12 protein-coding genes and 1 CRISPR repeat array are annotated in these 15,757 nt (G+C 45.6%); all 12 genes read right to left on the bottom strand.

All coding sequences use genetic code 11. From position 1 onward, the window contains the following. Positions 1-704 precede the first annotated feature (704 nt). Positions 705-2,003 (bottom strand): group II intron reverse transcriptase/maturase, encoded by a 1,299-nt coding sequence (gene ltrA / locus L693_RS0125960; protein WP_025721224.1) that lies wholly within the window; start codon positions 2,001-2,003, stop codon positions 705-707. Between the two features lie 511 nt (positions 2,004-2,514). Continuing rightward, on the bottom strand, positions 2,515-3,705 hold the full coding sequence (locus L693_RS0125955; RefSeq protein WP_025721222.1) for an aminotransferase class I/II-fold pyridoxal phosphate-dependent enzyme: 1,191 nt from the start codon (positions 3,703-3,705) through the stop codon (positions 2,515-2,517). Position 3,706: 1 nt separating this feature from the next. After that, positions 3,707-4,636: a D-alanine--D-alanine ligase gene (locus L693_RS0125950; RefSeq protein ID WP_025721220.1), complete on the bottom strand. Its 930-nt coding sequence runs from the start codon at positions 4,634-4,636 to the stop codon at positions 3,707-3,709. A gap of 109 nt (positions 4,637-4,745) precedes the next feature. Continuing rightward, the gene (locus tag L693_RS0125945; protein WP_025721218.1) at positions 4,746-6,230 is read right to left on the bottom strand and encodes an aminotransferase-like domain-containing protein; all 1,485 of its coding nucleotides are present in this window, start codon (positions 6,228-6,230) and stop codon (positions 4,746-4,748) included. A gap of 313 nt (positions 6,231-6,543) precedes the next feature. After that, positions 6,544-7,049: direct repeats of the CRISPR family, unit length 32 nt; unit sequence ATTTCAATCCACGCACTCATATAGAGTGCGAC. 198 nt (positions 7,050-7,247) lie between these two features. Continuing rightward, the gene (gene cmr6 / locus L693_RS0125940; RefSeq protein ID WP_025721216.1) at positions 7,248-8,042 is read right to left on the bottom strand and encodes a type III-B CRISPR module RAMP protein Cmr6; all 795 of its coding nucleotides are present in this window, start codon (positions 8,040-8,042) and stop codon (positions 7,248-7,250) included. Continuing rightward, a complete protein-coding gene (cmr5, locus tag L693_RS0125935) occupies positions 8,039-8,425 on the bottom strand; it encodes a type III-B CRISPR module-associated protein Cmr5 (RefSeq protein ID WP_025721215.1) in 387 nt (128 codons plus the stop codon). The genes cmr6 and cmr5 overlap by 4 nt, the downstream gene beginning before the upstream one ends. Next, the gene (cmr4, locus tag L693_RS0125930) at positions 8,422-9,324 is read right to left on the bottom strand and encodes a type III-B CRISPR module RAMP protein Cmr4 (RefSeq protein ID WP_025721213.1); all 903 of its coding nucleotides are present in this window, start codon (positions 9,322-9,324) and stop codon (positions 8,422-8,424) included. Before cmr4 ends, cmr5 begins: the two co-directional genes overlap by 4 nt. 31 nt (positions 9,325-9,355) lie before the next feature. Continuing rightward, the gene (gene cmr3, locus L693_RS0125925; RefSeq protein ID WP_025721211.1) at positions 9,356-10,618 is read right to left on the bottom strand and encodes a type III-B CRISPR module-associated protein Cmr3; all 1,263 of its coding nucleotides are present in this window, start codon (positions 10,616-10,618) and stop codon (positions 9,356-9,358) included. Continuing rightward, positions 10,587-12,419, bottom strand: a complete 1,833-nt coding sequence (gene cas10 / locus L693_RS0125920) for a type III-B CRISPR-associated protein Cas10/Cmr2 (RefSeq protein WP_025721210.1) — start codon at positions 12,417-12,419, stop codon at positions 10,587-10,589. The genes cmr3 and cas10 overlap by 32 nt, the downstream gene beginning before the upstream one ends. Beyond that, complete coding sequence (gene cmr1 / locus L693_RS0125915; protein ID WP_025721208.1) at positions 12,389-13,759, bottom strand: type III-B CRISPR module RAMP protein Cmr1; 1,371 nt, start codon at positions 13,757-13,759, stop codon at positions 12,389-12,391. Before cmr1 ends, cas10 begins: the two co-directional genes overlap by 31 nt. A gap of 27 nt (positions 13,760-13,786) precedes the next feature. Next, positions 13,787-14,788 (bottom strand): DUF6602 domain-containing protein, encoded by a 1,002-nt coding sequence (locus L693_RS0125910; RefSeq protein ID WP_025721206.1) that lies wholly within the window; start codon positions 14,786-14,788, stop codon positions 13,787-13,789. 458 nt (positions 14,789-15,246) lie between these two features. Continuing rightward, positions 15,247-15,438, bottom strand: coding sequence for a hypothetical protein (locus L693_RS0125905; RefSeq protein WP_025721204.1), 192 nt, complete (start codon positions 15,436-15,438; stop codon positions 15,247-15,249). Positions 15,439-15,757 lie beyond the last annotated feature (319 nt).

Raw genomic sequence — 15,757 nt, 5'->3', positions numbered from 1 at the left:
TATTTCAATCCACGCACTCATATAGAGTGCGACTCATAGTTACCATCCTCCACATCATCACCCTCACTATTTCAATCCACGCACTCATATAGAGTGCGACCCTGGCCGGTTACAGATTGACTTTCTAAATAAGTATTTCAATCCACGCACTCATATAGAGTGCGACAGCGAAAATGGGTCTAATCTCCCCTATTTAAGTAATATTCTAGCGTTATTTCAGCAAAAACGCATCTATTATTACCTCATCCCCTTGCGATCATTTACAACTTGTTCACATTCGACACGCTATCGACAAAATCTGAGGTGCGAATCCCTCGGGGAATTCATGTGAGCTTCACATTCGCACCTGAACAGATCGCTTTCAAAAAATTATTTTGCCATTGCAGCAAATACCTGCCTGAATTTCAACTCTGCCAGTTCTACCACCTGTGAAGAGACAGCGCACATTCGAATATATTTAATTCATCGATAGCGCATTTAAAAGCAGGGTCCCACCAGTTAACACCTAAGCTGAACGTTCCGGCTTTGGATGTATATACCCACTACATTAATCAGAAAAATACATATGTTTTCGAAAATCATAAAGGTATTTATAAAATATATTATGAAGACGTTCGGGTCGAGTAGACGTGAGCCTCACAGATCCGTACGTGCCCAATTAAGGCATACGGCTCCTCATATCATCGTTTACAGATTTGCAGTGATTAGCCATAGATATTCACATAAATTTTGGGCCCAGGTAAAGGGTTACGTTTCAAAAAGAGATTAAATTTGTCAAACGTGAAGCTTCTTCTCTGGCTTCTGCGATTCAACCATTTAAATAACGCTTTGGTAATCTGAAATTTGTATACGGACAGCGCACGGCTATTGTCGGTTATCCCATAATAGCGGTAGTGTCCTGTTAGCTTCGCCCGCACCTTTTTCATTAATTCCTTCACGTCTTGATGGCGTTCTGCTTTCAACCATTCTTTGAATGCTTTCACTTTCGACTTAAACTTCTTTCCGCTTGTCTTCCGCTTTACTCTGAATTTTCCCTTGCCGCTTTTGCTGCAGTAGTGAGTAAAGCCCAAGAAGTCAAACGTTTTGGGCTTCCCTAATCCTTTTCGTTTCCGGTTTTCTTCGGCGAAGCGTCCAAATTCCAGAATTTTCGTCTTCTCCTCCGCGATTTGCAGGTCGAATTTGGCAAGACGCTTGATTAGTACCGCGTAGAATCGCTCCGCATCGTCTTTGTATTGAAAGCAGCATACGTAATCATCGGCGTATCTGATCATGCTTGCTTCGCCGCGGCACGCTCTTTTCACTGCAACCTCGAACCATAGGTCCAGAGCATAATGCAGATAGAGATTCGCAAGTATCGGTGAAATCAGTGACCCCTGAGGAGTACCGGTTTCAGTTGGTTCCCACTCGTCCTGTTCCATAACCCCAGCTTTCAGAAAACGCCAGATCAGCCTTTGAATATTAGGGTCTGCTATTCTCTCTCCAAGGAATTTCATGAGCCATTCGTGATTGACATTCGTGAAGAAGCTACGGATGTCGGCATCCACGATATAGCTAGTTTTTCCATACTCGATGATGCGATTTAATACTTTCAGTGCGTCATGACAGCTTCTTCCCGGTCGGAAACCGTAAGATAGGTTAAGAAAATCCTGCTCGTAGATGGCCTGTAAAATCTTATTCAGTCCCAACTGCACGATTTTGTCCTCGTAGGAAGGGATGCCGAGCGGCCTTTTGCTCTTTTCATCCTTGGGTATATATGTTCTTCTTACGGGGTACGGTCGGTAACTTTTCCTTTTTAGCCGTTCTACCAAGTCCTTGATGTTTGATTTCAGATTTTCTTCATACGCTGCTTTTGTGACTTGATCGACACCTGTTGCTTTGTTGCCATCCAGTTCCCGATGGCATTGCGTCAGCAGTTCCTCATTCAAGAGGTGATACAGCGATGTGAATTGTTCTTTTGGCTTTTCTTTTGCAACCTCTGCTATTCTTGCTAGTTTCGTTTGCACTTTTGGCCTACTCCTGTGTGTAGAAAATGTGTCCTTAGCAAGATCGTGGTATGTCACTGCCTTCCCTCTGCCGACATTACTCGGTTTCATCGGTAGTACGCAGTGATCCGACTCCCTGTCCATCGTTTGACATCCTCCCTTGTGATCGGTTGTTTGTCATACTTCCTTTCCGAAGAATGGGCAGGGTCTCCCAAGTTGCTGTGAAGTCATTGTATAGCATGCCTGGCTCTTCGACCCCGGGAGAGCTCATTCATCCTCACCTTTAACGCATGAATGAGTGCTGTCTTCCTTACTTTCGACAACGTCGACCTCTCCATTTTACTCTTTTCGAGGCTCCATCACTTTCAGGCCTACTACCTAACTGTCTACGCTTAACGTCTGAAATTGCTTCCAGCTGCCCAGGACTCGCTATTGGTGGCTTGGCTTTAGCCTTTCCAAGCAGGATTTCCACCTGCTAAACTTCACAACCTAGGCTTGGTCGCACCAAAAGTTGAGTTATTGACCCTGTTCATCATACCGGCTGCATTACCTGCATAAACCTTCCCATCCGCCCCAGCGCCTTCTCCAGATCGACGAGCGAGGCTGCATATGAGCAGCGAATAAAGCCCTCTCCGCCTGATCCGAATACATGTCCCGGTACGAACGCCACCTTCGCTTCTTTCAGCATTCGAAGTGCAAACTGCTCAGATGACATGCCAGTAGAAGTAATTGAAGGGAAGGCATAGAAAGCCCCCTCAGGCTCGTGACAGGCAAGCCCGATTGCATTCAAGCCGGCCACAAACAGCTTGCGGCGTTCATTGTAACTCGCCATCATCTCATCCTTGGCAGCCAAGCCATGACGCAAGGATTCGAGCGCGGCAATCTGTGCAATGGTGGGCGCACACATGGCTGTGTACTGGTGGATTTTCAGCATGCCGGCAATCAGCTCACGCGGACCGCACGCATAGCCTACCCGCCAGCCTGTCATCGCAAATGCTTTGGAAAAACCGCTGATGACAATCGTACGCTCCTTCATGCCCGGCAAGGAAGCGATACTGACATGCTTTCTCCCGTAAGTCAGCTCGGCATACACTTCATCCGAAATGACGACCAGATTATGTTGGATAATAAGCTCTGCAATCGGCAACCAATCCTGCTCCGTCATAACTGTTCCGGTCGGATTGCACGGATAATTGATCATTAAAGCCTTAGAATGAGGCGTAATTGCCGCTTGCAGCGCTTGCGGGGTCAGCTTGAACTGCTCCTCTGCCGTAGCCGCTACCTCTATAATTTTACCGCCATGCAGATGGGTAATTGGTTCATAGGCAATATAGCTTGGGGCCGGAATCAGCACCTCGTCACCCGGATCTATTACTGCCCGCAGTGCCAGGTCGACGGCTTCACTGCTTCCCACCGTCACGATCATTTCCTGCTCGGGGTCATAAGAAAGCGCAAAGCTGCCGGAAAAATAGGCAGAGATCTCCTCACGCAGCTCCATTAAGCCGGCATTTGAAGTATATTTCGTCTGTCCTTCACGCAATGCCTGAATGCAAGCTTCACGTACCTTTTCCGGTGTAATGAAATCAGGCTCTCCGACCCCAAGGGCGATTATATCTCCTTCTCCGCCTGCTGCATTCAGATCAAAAAAAGCGCGAATTCCCGATGGCCGAATATCCCGTACACGCGAGGATACAAACCGCCCTATACCCTTTTCAATAAACATATTACGCCATCCCCCATTCCTGTTTCCGCTCATGGAGCGAGATGGCAATAATATGGTCCAGCAGTTGTGCGAAGGTTATACCCGCAGCTTCCGCACTCTTCGGAAGCAGGCTGTTGGCGGTCATTCCCGGTAATGTGTTCACTTCCAGCACGTAAGGCCTATCCTGACACAAAATCATATCGACCCTTGCATAGACCTTGCATTGCAGCAGTCGGTAGCTGGCCAGTGCCGCCTCGCGCACACGTTGCTCAATAACGGGAGGAAGCTCGATCACCTCCTCCTTAGCGCCACCGACCTCATATTTCGCTTTGTAGTCGAACCACTTCGAACGAGCGGAGCTAATACTAATAATCGGCAATACCTCGCCGTCTACGATCGAGCAGGTAATCTCCGTCCCTTTATAATAGGGCTCAATCAAGATCGCTTGATCCAAGCTGCAAGCCTCCTGAACAGCCGGCAGCAGCTCCTTCTCATTCTGTACAAGCTGGATGCCGATGCTTGATCCCCCCGTATTCGGCTTCACAATAACCGGGTAGCCCAGACGCTCCACCACCTGCGGATCATAATCGTCCATCCCCTGCCAGCAAAGACCTGCAGGCGTATGCACACCCGTTGCCTTCAGCAGCGTCTTGGACAACTGCTTATTCATGCATAAGCTGCTTGCCAAGACACCGCTGCCTGTATACGGAATGCCCAGTGTTTCCAGCGCTCCCTGCACCGTACCGTCCTCGCCATACTGACCATGCAGTGCCAGCAGCGCGATATCGATGCCTGCCTGCTGGACCTGCACGATTAAATCCGCTCGCTGCTCGATCACAATTGGAATCACTTCATAACGGCTGCGATCCAAATGATTGATCATCTCCTGACCTGTTTGCAGAGAAATCTCACGCTCAGAGGAAATACCACCCATAATAACGCCAATTTTCATCATGACACCTCATTTTTCTTCAAAATCATTATGTGGATACGGATTGTTCTTTCGATCGCTGGTACTTCTCCAGAACAATATTTCATCTCTATAACTCTTTTCTTAATCCTTATGCCTTAGGAAAGCTACGCGCCTGTTTGCCGATTATTTGAATACCCCGTTCGATATTTTCGTCCGTTACTCGTGAAAAACCAAGCCGCAATGTATTCGTCCCTTCGCCTTCTTGAATAAAAAACCTGTCTCCCGGTGTAAAAATGACGCCCTGTTCTGTGCAATCTTCTAGCAGTTGGCGTGTATTCACGCCTGCCGGGAAGGTAAGGAACAAATGCAAGCCCCCGTCACCAGACACCTGCGTCTCAGGAAGATGTGCTTCACAGCATGCCTTTGTCAGCTCATACTTGCGCTTATACTCTGTACGTGCTTTTTTTACATGTTTATCGAAATTTCCATTAAGCATATACTGGTATAAAATCGATTGATCGATTGTTGAGGTATGAATGGTGCGCGCACGCTTAATGCTTTCCAGAGTATCAATCAGCGCTCGGTCCCCAAGTACCCAGCCTACTCGCAAGCCAGGGAACAGCACCTTGGAGAAGCTGCCAATATAGATTACTCCGTTCCCATGCCCTGCTGACGCTATTAAGGGCGCAACATGCGCTCCCGAGTAGCGCAGCTCCTCATTGAATCCATCCTCGATTATCGGAATCTGATAGCGCGTCATTAATTTCATAACGGCGCTGCGCTTTGCCGGCGACATGACAATGCCTGTCGGATTGTGATAGGAAGGTGTCAAATAGGCCAGATCGAAGCTATCGGTCTGCAGTACCGCTTCTAGCCGCTCCACATCAATACCGTCACGCTCCATCGGAATACCGGTAATCTCAAATCCTTGCAGCTTCAAATTTTTGATCGCTGTGTAATGGGTCGGATTTTCACAAATTGCTGCTCCGCGGCGTCCAGAAGGGCGTAAAGCCGACAGCACAATGTCAAAGCCTTCTGTAAACCCGCCTGTAATCAGCATATCCTTGCCGCTTATATCGACGCCCTTGTTCTCCATATAATGCATCAGGTAATCAATCAGCGGCTTGTAGCCCTTGGCATAGCCGTAGTTGAGCAGCACTTGCCCTTCGATTGCCATCCGGTCCATAAAGGCTCGCCTTACATCCCCCAGATCAAACAGCTGCTCATCCGGAGCGATGCTTGTAAACGAGATAGTTCCTTTTTGGGCACGAATGCCCTGCTTCATCATATCCAAATCAACAGCCGATACAGCATACTCGTTGATTCTCGTCTTCCAGTCGATCTCCCAGGTGGCAGAGCTGTCAGACCCTCCGTTATCTACATCCGACTGGCCCACCATTGCGGCCACATAACTACCCTTTCCGGGAATCGCATACGTAAATCCGTCATCCTCCAAACCTTCATAGGCTGTAATGACTGTATTTCGGCTCACCTTAAGCAGAACGCTCATTTCTCGTGTGGAGGGCAGCTTCTGATCCGCCTGAAGCACCCCTTTTATAATTAAACGATTGACGTATTCTTTTACTTGTATCGAGACCGGACGGTCACTGACGAGCTTGAAATCCTGGAACATCCTTCATCGCCTCCCCCTATAATGATGGCATACAAGACGAGTGAAAAAAAAGAACCACCGTACTGGATTTTTCATCCTTCGGTGGTTCTTCCGCATTTTATCCTCTGTACGGTCTCATATCCTTGCCTTATTCCACCGCCTAACCAGCCGAGCAAAACTATATGCCGTAACGACCAACCGTGAATCCTGCCGCATCGTCAATTTGTCACATGGAGTGCGACTTAAAGGCCTTCAAATCTTCCACATCTGGACAAATTTGAACTCATATAGAGTGCGACCAAAACACTGGGTAAACTTGTTCAGCCAGTGGGCAATTTCAATCCACGCACTCATATAGAGTGCGACCTCTCCTAAATCAGAATTATAGAAAGAAAGCCACCTATTTCAATCCACGCACTCATATAGAGTGCGACGCGGAACGCCTGATTAATTTGGGCGCTGCTGTTCAAATTTCAATCCACGCACTCATATAGAGTGCGACTCCGTTTATAAGGAGCTGATTGATTATTTTTTTAATTTCAATCCACGCACTCATATAGAGTGCGACGGTAAAGGAGAGGTGGCCTAACGGCTGCCTTTTCTTAATTTCAATCCACGCACTCATATAGAGTGCGACTCAACCGTAAAATACATCGCGAGGATAAAGGTGGGGAATTTCAATCCACGCACTCATATAGAGTGCGACCTAATAACTGGCGAGGACCGTGATTATGTCTACGTGATTTCAATCCACGCACTCATATAGAGTGCGACTCCGGACATCTAAAAACCTCCTTTTGGGAAATAAATTTCAATCCACGCACTCATATAGAGTGCGACCGCGAAAATGAAGCAATTAATACCCTAATGATATCAATTCTCCACATTGATGCAAAAAATGATGCCCAATAAGCTTGGATCAACTATTGACTTTTATGGATAAGTAGTGATCCCAATACCTTTCGACAAATTTCGAGGTGCGAAGGACCCGGGGAATTCATGGGAGCTTTACATTCGCACCTTTACTTCACTGTCCAATTAAACCTCTAACAACCTTCCATATCCTGCGTTGGTCTTCCCGCCAATGCCTTCATCTCTTAGCGCTCCGAGCAGGATTGCTTTTGCCAAGCTTAGCCATTTCATAGCTTGTTCCTGCTCTCCCTCACAGGTTAATATGATGCGGAAATGAGCCGACGCTGAAAGAAATGAAATAGGGACAGGAGAATCATCGTCACGGGGAGCCTCGTATTCAATGTCCTTATGATAAGGCTCTACAATAATGCCGTTATAATCCTGGTGATGCGGTGTAAGCACATCCTGTTTGAGCGCTGTGCAAACTGTTTCTGGCGTGGGAAGGGCGTCGTGAAATTGAATACATCCAGCTGATGTTTGTGTGCCAAATAAAATGTCGTAGTCGGCTCCTGCACGCTTCAATGCTGGGTGCTGATCACCCAGTTGTCGATGTGCATAATGCGAAGCGACACCCTTCAGGGCAGTTCCTGGAAGGTAAGGCACACCATAAATACGGTGCAAGGCCAAACCAGTCTCAAGCACGGAGTCCCCTCCGTGCCCAATGACGAGCGATGTTTGTGACCTAACCACAATAGGCAACAATGTAGTGGCTCCAAAGTTCTCATGCTTGCAGTATCGTGTATAGTAATGTTCATACCAGCTTTTTTTTGCCGTGTTCCAGTCCATTTCATAAGCCTTGATCAGTTTCTGGTAGAAAGCTCGTTTGGCATCCCCTCTACCATCCTCTTTGCTAGCAATCAGTTTTAAGGACATATCCTGCGAACCTTCGTTACTCTTCGTCATAGCCAGATGGGCGTTCATGAGATGCCCTCCTGTTCCGGTGTATCCGCTCCTTGTTCGATTTTCAGAATGGCTTCCGCATACCGCTTAAACCAGACGGAGGCACTCAGTACCCGCCGCGACAAGTGAAGATAGTCTGCGTTTTGTTTTTCGAGTTCTTCTTTCCAAGATTTATCGAGATCAAGCGCATTCCGCATATGCTGCAAATATAAAGCATGTGGACTTTCTACGCTCTTGGACTTCGCCTGAAAGAAGGTAACGGCCAGACGTAAACCGTTGGTCAGAACGAGCGAAGGAAAACGGTGACAGAGCTGCCCATATTGCTGGGCAACGACGGAGTCCGCATCTAATGACTTTATTCCTTCAAATGCGGCCTGCGCGTACTCATGCTGGGATGATTTCATTGATCTCCGCCTCCCGAGAGGCGGCAGCGCACGCGCCCTTTGCCGACACTTGCATTGCCTCCAAGTTGTAAGAATATTTCTTTTTTCATATGTTGAAGATTGGAAATCCGTTTGGAGATATCTGACGATCCATCTACCCGATCACACCAGATCATCCCGTAAAAGATGGCTTCTGTAGGTACATATTCCTCATACCATAGCGCACCCGCTTGCGTAGTTTTCGTATCTTCCTGTATTCGAATGCGTGGCGTAATCTCACAACACATCGTTGTAAAGTATCTGAATGTGTCGTCCGATACTAATACAAGCCGCTCGATGAACATCTGCTTTGAATAAGGTTCATTTTCATCGAACAGCATATTCGCCAGCCAACTTGCCCAGGTGGTAAAGCCGTGCGATATTTCCGCCTTACCATAGAACTCGTCCAGGAAAACTTGCTGTTGGCTGTCCACTACAGAATCTGTAGTTGTCCAAGCGATTTCACTGTTTTTCGCATCTTTCTCAAATTGATCTAAATCTGGAATATCCAAAGACATCCCCATCGCTGCTGCATCTCGTACTAGGCGTTTTAGTACCATAGGGGAAGTAACATAAGCGAAGGTTCCATATCGGCTGGCTACCGGAAAAGCAAGAATCCGTCCATCGGAAATAACAAGCGCTCCAGCTTCGGTCCCATTGTTATCTGATTTACCGAATGCTTGCTTGAACCAAGCGTTTTCTCCCTCTTTAACTCGATAGTAATCTCTCTTTACCCCTTTCATGCTACTACCAGGAATCATAGGCCATTCAGTCACCTTCTCGCGCATAATAGGCAAATCAATTGCCCCAAGTCCTTCTCCCGAACCGATATGTAGTGGAGACAAACAGTGTATCCAGTACCACTGGCTTACATTTTCCATTTCCCTTGCTCCTTTATAGTAGGTTTATTTATTATTTGTTCTTTTGAGTTGTGTCTGTAATGTTCCATTTCCCCCATAAAGCCAGTCCATACCCGTCTTCTTTATCAAAAGCCTCTTTGCGGCGGTTCGTGTCCGACACGGATTGTAACCACATCTCCTTCGCCAAATCAGCCGCATCCCCTTTGGTGACTTCAAAGAAATATACGCTTCCTGCTGGAACCATGCGCCGAACCGCCTTTTCGCTATACAAATCATCCTTCGAGTAACTCCATCCCGATACAGGCTGCCACCGTGGGACACAAGCCCAGCGCAATTGAAGCTCTACTCCGCACTTCCATGGATTTTTAGTTTGGAGATTTTCGTCCAGCCAGCCTGGCAACCAGCCTTTTCGGAAATAAGCAGGAGTCGCTAATACCATGCGAATATATGACGCCCCCTGCATGCTTTCTTGAATGGCTACGGGACAATTCCATGACAAGTCATCTTCCACCTCACTGAAGTGAGCCAGTCTGCGCTTGCCCCCCATGGGATGCAGTTCTGATATTTTGCCTGTACAACCGGACGTATGCTCTCCAAAATCAATCTCAGCCTCCACAGTGAACTCTGGTGGAAAAACCAGTGATTGTGTTGAAAATAATTGCTGTTCCTTGGCGGTATACGTCTTGGGGTCGATTGCAGTATGTGTACGTTCTTCACGAATAAATGCGGGCAGAAAAGGTGATGTTTCACTAGCTGCGTGTAATGAAATGTTTTTCTGATCCAGACGCCATTGTTCGAGAAGCTTGGACCACGTTTCTTCTGACTTGGAACCTGTCAGCCAATGCACCATTTGCTCCTTCGAGATGTATGCTGGTGCTTCCTTCATTCCTTTGTGTGTTCCTGCTCCAAGTGGCGGCCAGAGCACATCTGCCAGACGTCCTTCCTGACCTACACCAAAAAATCCCTGTCTGTCATGTTGACCCCCTGTCAAGTTAACTGGTTGGATGAATTGGATACTGGCTTTCCCATGTTCTTCATATATTTCAGCGTCCTGAGGCATGGCAAAATACAAGCTTTCTCGGTATTTGTATATTGGACCTCGAACATTCAATTTAGCAAAATGGTTAAGGCTGAGGAACGACTTCCCTTCTTGTGCTTGTTCCCTTTTAGCCAGCATCGTGCGGATCGTACCCGCAAGCATACTTGGCGTGACATCGCTTAATGTGTGGGCCCGGATTCCCGGCGTAGCGCTAAATGGTCTTCCGTCCCGTACCATAATAGGATCAAGAGGTTTTACTTGCAATCGTTTCTTCATAAGTCGCTCCCACCTTTTCCAAATGAATCGTCAAAATGAGTTGCTCTGCCAATATCCGAAATCGTTCTAATGGCTCTTTTTCGGTATCATATAGTTCCTTCAGTTTAGGAATCCACTGCTCTTGGATGGTTTCCTTATCTATCCTTTCCGGCTTCTTCTTGAACGCCAGACGCTCAATCTCCATCCAGAGTAATTCCGCGAGCAATTTCTGATCACTGAGCCACGATGAGCCCTTAGCCATCTCCTCGTAGCTTTGGTACATGCTGCGGAGTTCATAGGCAAACTGGGCAGAAAAAAACACTTTATGATCGCGCAATGCCTTCATTTGCTCCACAGGATGAAGATCAAATGGCATGGCTACTTTTATCAGATCGCCCCCGCCCCGCTTGTGAAAGTGGACCGCCAGTGCATTACGCGTTCTCTTGGCCTGGCGTTCTGCTTCATGTGCCATATGACGCACTTCTTCAAGAGGTTCAAGCATATGAGCGATCACTATTCCCACAGAGAGAGTCGGGTTTGAGATTACAGAACCCATTTTATCTATAAAAGCCTTCCGCAATTCATTGGCTGCATCCAGACATGTATGAACTGGCAAATAGGCCATGACATCATCTCCGCCACCATAAACAAGCTGCCCCTGATGCTCTTTCATAATTTTTACTGCCTCCAGAGCAAATCTGGAGAGCGCAGTTGAAAATTCAATATGGCTTTGCTCATCCTTAATGTTGCGAAGATGTTCACCCATGCGATCACCGTCAGCAACTAGAAAAGCATAATAAGGAGTTGGACGGACAAAATCAAACTGATGATCCCTTGATTTCTCCTCCAACTGGACATACATCTGCTCCAACTCGTTCGCGATAGAATCTTTGAGGTTCTCTTTACGTTCCTTGGGAACCATAACGCATTCTTCAAGATAATCCTCGATTCGACGTTCATAAAAAAGACGCGCGTCATAGGAATTGGAATCTAGCTTGTTTGCTGGCTTTAAATTCTCTTTTCCCAACAATTCATTCACGGTATGCAAATAATCGGTCACTGCCGAACCTATGAAAGTAACGTCACGAATTTGGTCTTGGAAAGGCAGAAAGGCCGTTTCGCAAACCGAAAGAAACCGCTCTTGGTCAGGGTGAAGTATTAAAGACAACCGTTTAATGACGGAGATGGCGTCTAAGGTCTCGTGTTCTTTAATTCCCAACCGTAAAAGCCGCTCAATGTTCCTATCGTGGTTGATCCATACTGATTCACGACCGCCGTCCAGAGAAGATTTTTTCTCACCATACATCGCGCCTGGGTCGTTCTGCTTAAAATCCCGCAGGGTCTTACGGGCAGCTAATAATTGTTCTGTTCTGCTTAATGCTTCATCGTAATTTAGTCCTTGCATCGCTGTCCAAACCGCTTGAAACTCAAGTAAATCGCTGACTTGTCGGTCCCACGTGCGTATATTAATAATACGCCCAATTTTCTCCTCAGCCGCTCTGGCATACTCCTTCCATTTGCCTTGGATAGCCCTTCTGACTTGCCAAGCAATCTTGCTCGGCTGATCTGTATCCATTATCCCCAGAATCTTGTTTGGTGCACTCATTTTCTCTACTTGTTTGGAGTTTGTGACCGTCACCATCGCAGGAAAAACCAATCGACCACCCAGTTCCCGGAATTTCCGTGCTCCCGCTATACTTAATTCAGAGAGCAAATATGAGCCAAACCATAGATCTCGCGTTCTACGTGCCTGGGCGATAAATTCTTGCACAGGTCCGATGGAAAACATCATCAGTATCTCTTCAGATTTGTGCTCTTGCAAAATTTTCCGACCTCCTTACTGTTTAAAAAAGCCTCAACAGCAGACATATAGACTTTTTTATTATCTTGCATAGGGTTATCATCATATGAAACGTCAGGGTATATTTCTTTTGTTCCAACTTGCTTTACAGTTCTACCGTTCGCCTCTAAATCAACCCCCTCCAACATAGGTTGATTTAGGACAGCCACTATTCCAAGCGACTTATGAGGACTACAGGCTAGTGGCTTTAAAATCACCGGAGAAGCAAGGCGATCCTTGTTTTTGGGAACAAGTTGCGTTTTGTATGGTTCCTTTTCCCATCGTTTTCTATTACGGAGTTCTTCATAAGATAGGCTTTTGTCCTCATCCATTTTTTGTTTAAACTCAAAAATAATTGGTAAACCAAGTTGTGCTCTTGGAAAAGCAATCAGCTTATCAGGTTTACTGGCTGGACATTTTTTCTTATGTTTGGGATGTGCCATACCTGTAATCGTTCGAATGGAATCTGCTTCCGGCCAGTGGCTTCTTCCAGGTTTGTGTTTATCTTTCCCTTTGTTCGCACGTCTGCGAAATAGGCGATAAGCTTCAATTGCCTCATTCCAAGCATCCTGTATCCCCTCTGTATGGGGACGAAATTTAATGTGTTTGCAGAGCGTTGGCCATTCACGACTTTGATTCGCCTGTAACAGATTCAAATCGTACTTTTCTATTTGTTTATCAAACCACGGCAAAAAATTTTCATGGGTACAGTTATCTATAGTAGGAGAAATTCCCTCACAATATAAACTCCCACACCCTCTGCGTGTTCTTGCCCCTACTCCACCGAAGTTGATCCAGGCCCATAGTGCAGGCTCTATCTCTTTGCGTTCTATTTCTTCAAGATCCATAGATTTTGTAATATCATCGAATGGTTGCTTATAAATAATATGAAGCTTGAATGTATGCCCAATAGTGTGCTCGATAGAGTTCTTTTTAGCAATATCCACTTCGGCGCCTGCTGAATATAACGCATATTTGGGAAAATGAATTCTACCTGTAGACTTAGAGGTCGTTTGCTCAATCCAAATCTTCACGCAACTTGGCCGACTTGTATCTCCAAAAATCTCTACTTCTCGTTTGCGCAGTTCATATACATTTTCATAAGCTGCACCACGCGTTGCCCGCCACCAGAAACGTAACTGTCCCCGCACCGTGCCTGTACGAACCAATTCTTCTGTATCAATCTGCCCTGCAAGATAGCCTCCCCCAAACATAGGAGTCACGACCGTTATGTCATAAACGTTATGCAGATTAGCAATTTGAGCGATACTTTTTTCCAGACTGGAGATAGTGGTTTCAGGACTTTCCAGTTTTCTTCCCATACGAGTCTCCTTTCTTAATCCATCTATTTAATTGGCATCCTCTTCGATACTGTCGTCCCCGATTGCTGTAAGCTCTCTAAAAGCTTTAGCATAAGCGAAATGAGGAAACAACATAGGGTTATTCAGCAACATGAGCAACTGGTTAAGCTGGAAGTTTAAGGTCAGAAGCGGATTGCCTGGTATTTTCAAATCACTCAGTGTATTTTCAAGTGACATGGCGTTTTCCGAAAATTTCAGTTCGCTATATTGCCCGCTGTCCACTTGTATTTTAAACCCTTGCTTATCTTCATCTTTCCAGTTTGAAGGAATCACGTTCATATTACCGATATTTTGTATCCCAAGATTCAATTGATCCCCCCACCAGCCAAGCTTTTCATTCTCGTGTTCGACCAGCAAATCAAATTCTCTGACAATTCCTTTACTACCCGGCTCAACTCTTTTTAGCAGAATAAAATCGAATGCCCCTTTAAGATTCTTTGCAACTTGATCTATGGCTGTCTGTTGTTGTCTCTGGAAATTGCTTGCAAGAATAAAAATAGGTCGAGTACGTTGCTGCGTTTTGTTTGTGATCCCAGTTACATACCCCTGCACCATCCGCGTAATGCCCGTCGTTCGTGGTTGTAAGTTTTTAATACTTTCTGTCCATTCTATGATTTTTTCATATTCCCAATTTGTACTCTTGCACTCAATAGCTACCACTACGGCTTCGATTGGAATGAACTTGAGCGTATTATATTGGAAGACGTAAGGTGTATACTGCTCATCGTAGACAGCAATATCCACTTCCCTGGATCGGTTATTGTTCGAGTCAATGATAATAACCCCCTGCGCCAGTGAGTATTTGAGAGGGATAATACTTCGGAAAAATTTGACCCACCTCTCCTCGCGATAGTTCCCACTAATTGTTCCATGCTCAGAAGCAATATCGATCTCTTCTACCATCATCTGATTCAGGTAACGGTAATTCTGATGAATACGCTCAAATACATTTTCAACCTTACTATCTTTGTTGACTTCAATTTTCCCCATTTTCTCTTGCCCTCTCTATCATTCACATTTGGTTATTCCTGATTAATTAGTCCTAAAAATAATTCAACTCATGTTATAAAACAGGCAAAATAGACCTTATTTATATAGGTATTAAGGATCATGTTAATTATAATCACGTTTGTATGTATTTTACAAGGATAATATTTCTTAATCATGTTTTATAGATTTTAATTGACCTTTATATTCCAATTAAGTTGAATTAATAGTTTCACAAGCGAAAGTGACTACCAAGCTTTAATAGGATTTTGCATAAGTCCTGTTAAAAAATAGCCCCCTGTAAATCTCAAAATAAGAGATTATCAGGGAGGCTTTGTTTTTTTGGTGAAATTCAGGAGCAAAATCGCGAAAATAGACCTGATAATCCATCTTTTGGTGAGGATTACAGTCCTATAGAAATTTTCCATCTGCATGCGCTTTCAGAGCAATAATCTGAAACCCTAACTGCTCCGCAATATAAAATACTGGACTAGGAACATGGTCACTGGATGCCTTGCCGAATGAATTATCAAGGATGGCAACCCCCGGTGTCGCTTCATCTGTCGCTGGATATGCTGTTTACGCTCGGCTACATAATTCACATGCCCAAAAAAAGAGTCATGTTCTTGCTCCATCGCTCTCCACCAGACCAAGAGTTCACGTCTCCTAGGAGAACATGGCATTGTAATCTGTTGATTGTTCGTAACCTTGGCAAACCAATATAGATCGTTTTTATGCTTCAGCACCTTCTGCAGCAGCTACTTGGAATCCAGCCACTTATCTAATCCTTACGTAGTTAGCCTCTAGATGATTTAAATCCACGCACTCACGTGGAGTGCGACGAGATGGATATGTAATGGGCGTAATGTATTTAAGATTTCAATCCACGCACTCACATGGAGTGCGACCGAAAATTAGTTCTAATCTTTCATTTGGTCCACGCCTGTTGAATAACCAAAATAAGTAACTCAA

Origin of the sequence: Paenibacillus sp. 1-18 (assembly GCF_000520755.1) — a bacterium.
GTDB lineage: Bacteria > Bacillota > Bacilli > Paenibacillales > Paenibacillaceae > Paenibacillus > Paenibacillus brasilensis.
This window is presented reverse-complemented; position numbering and strand designations above follow the sequence as displayed.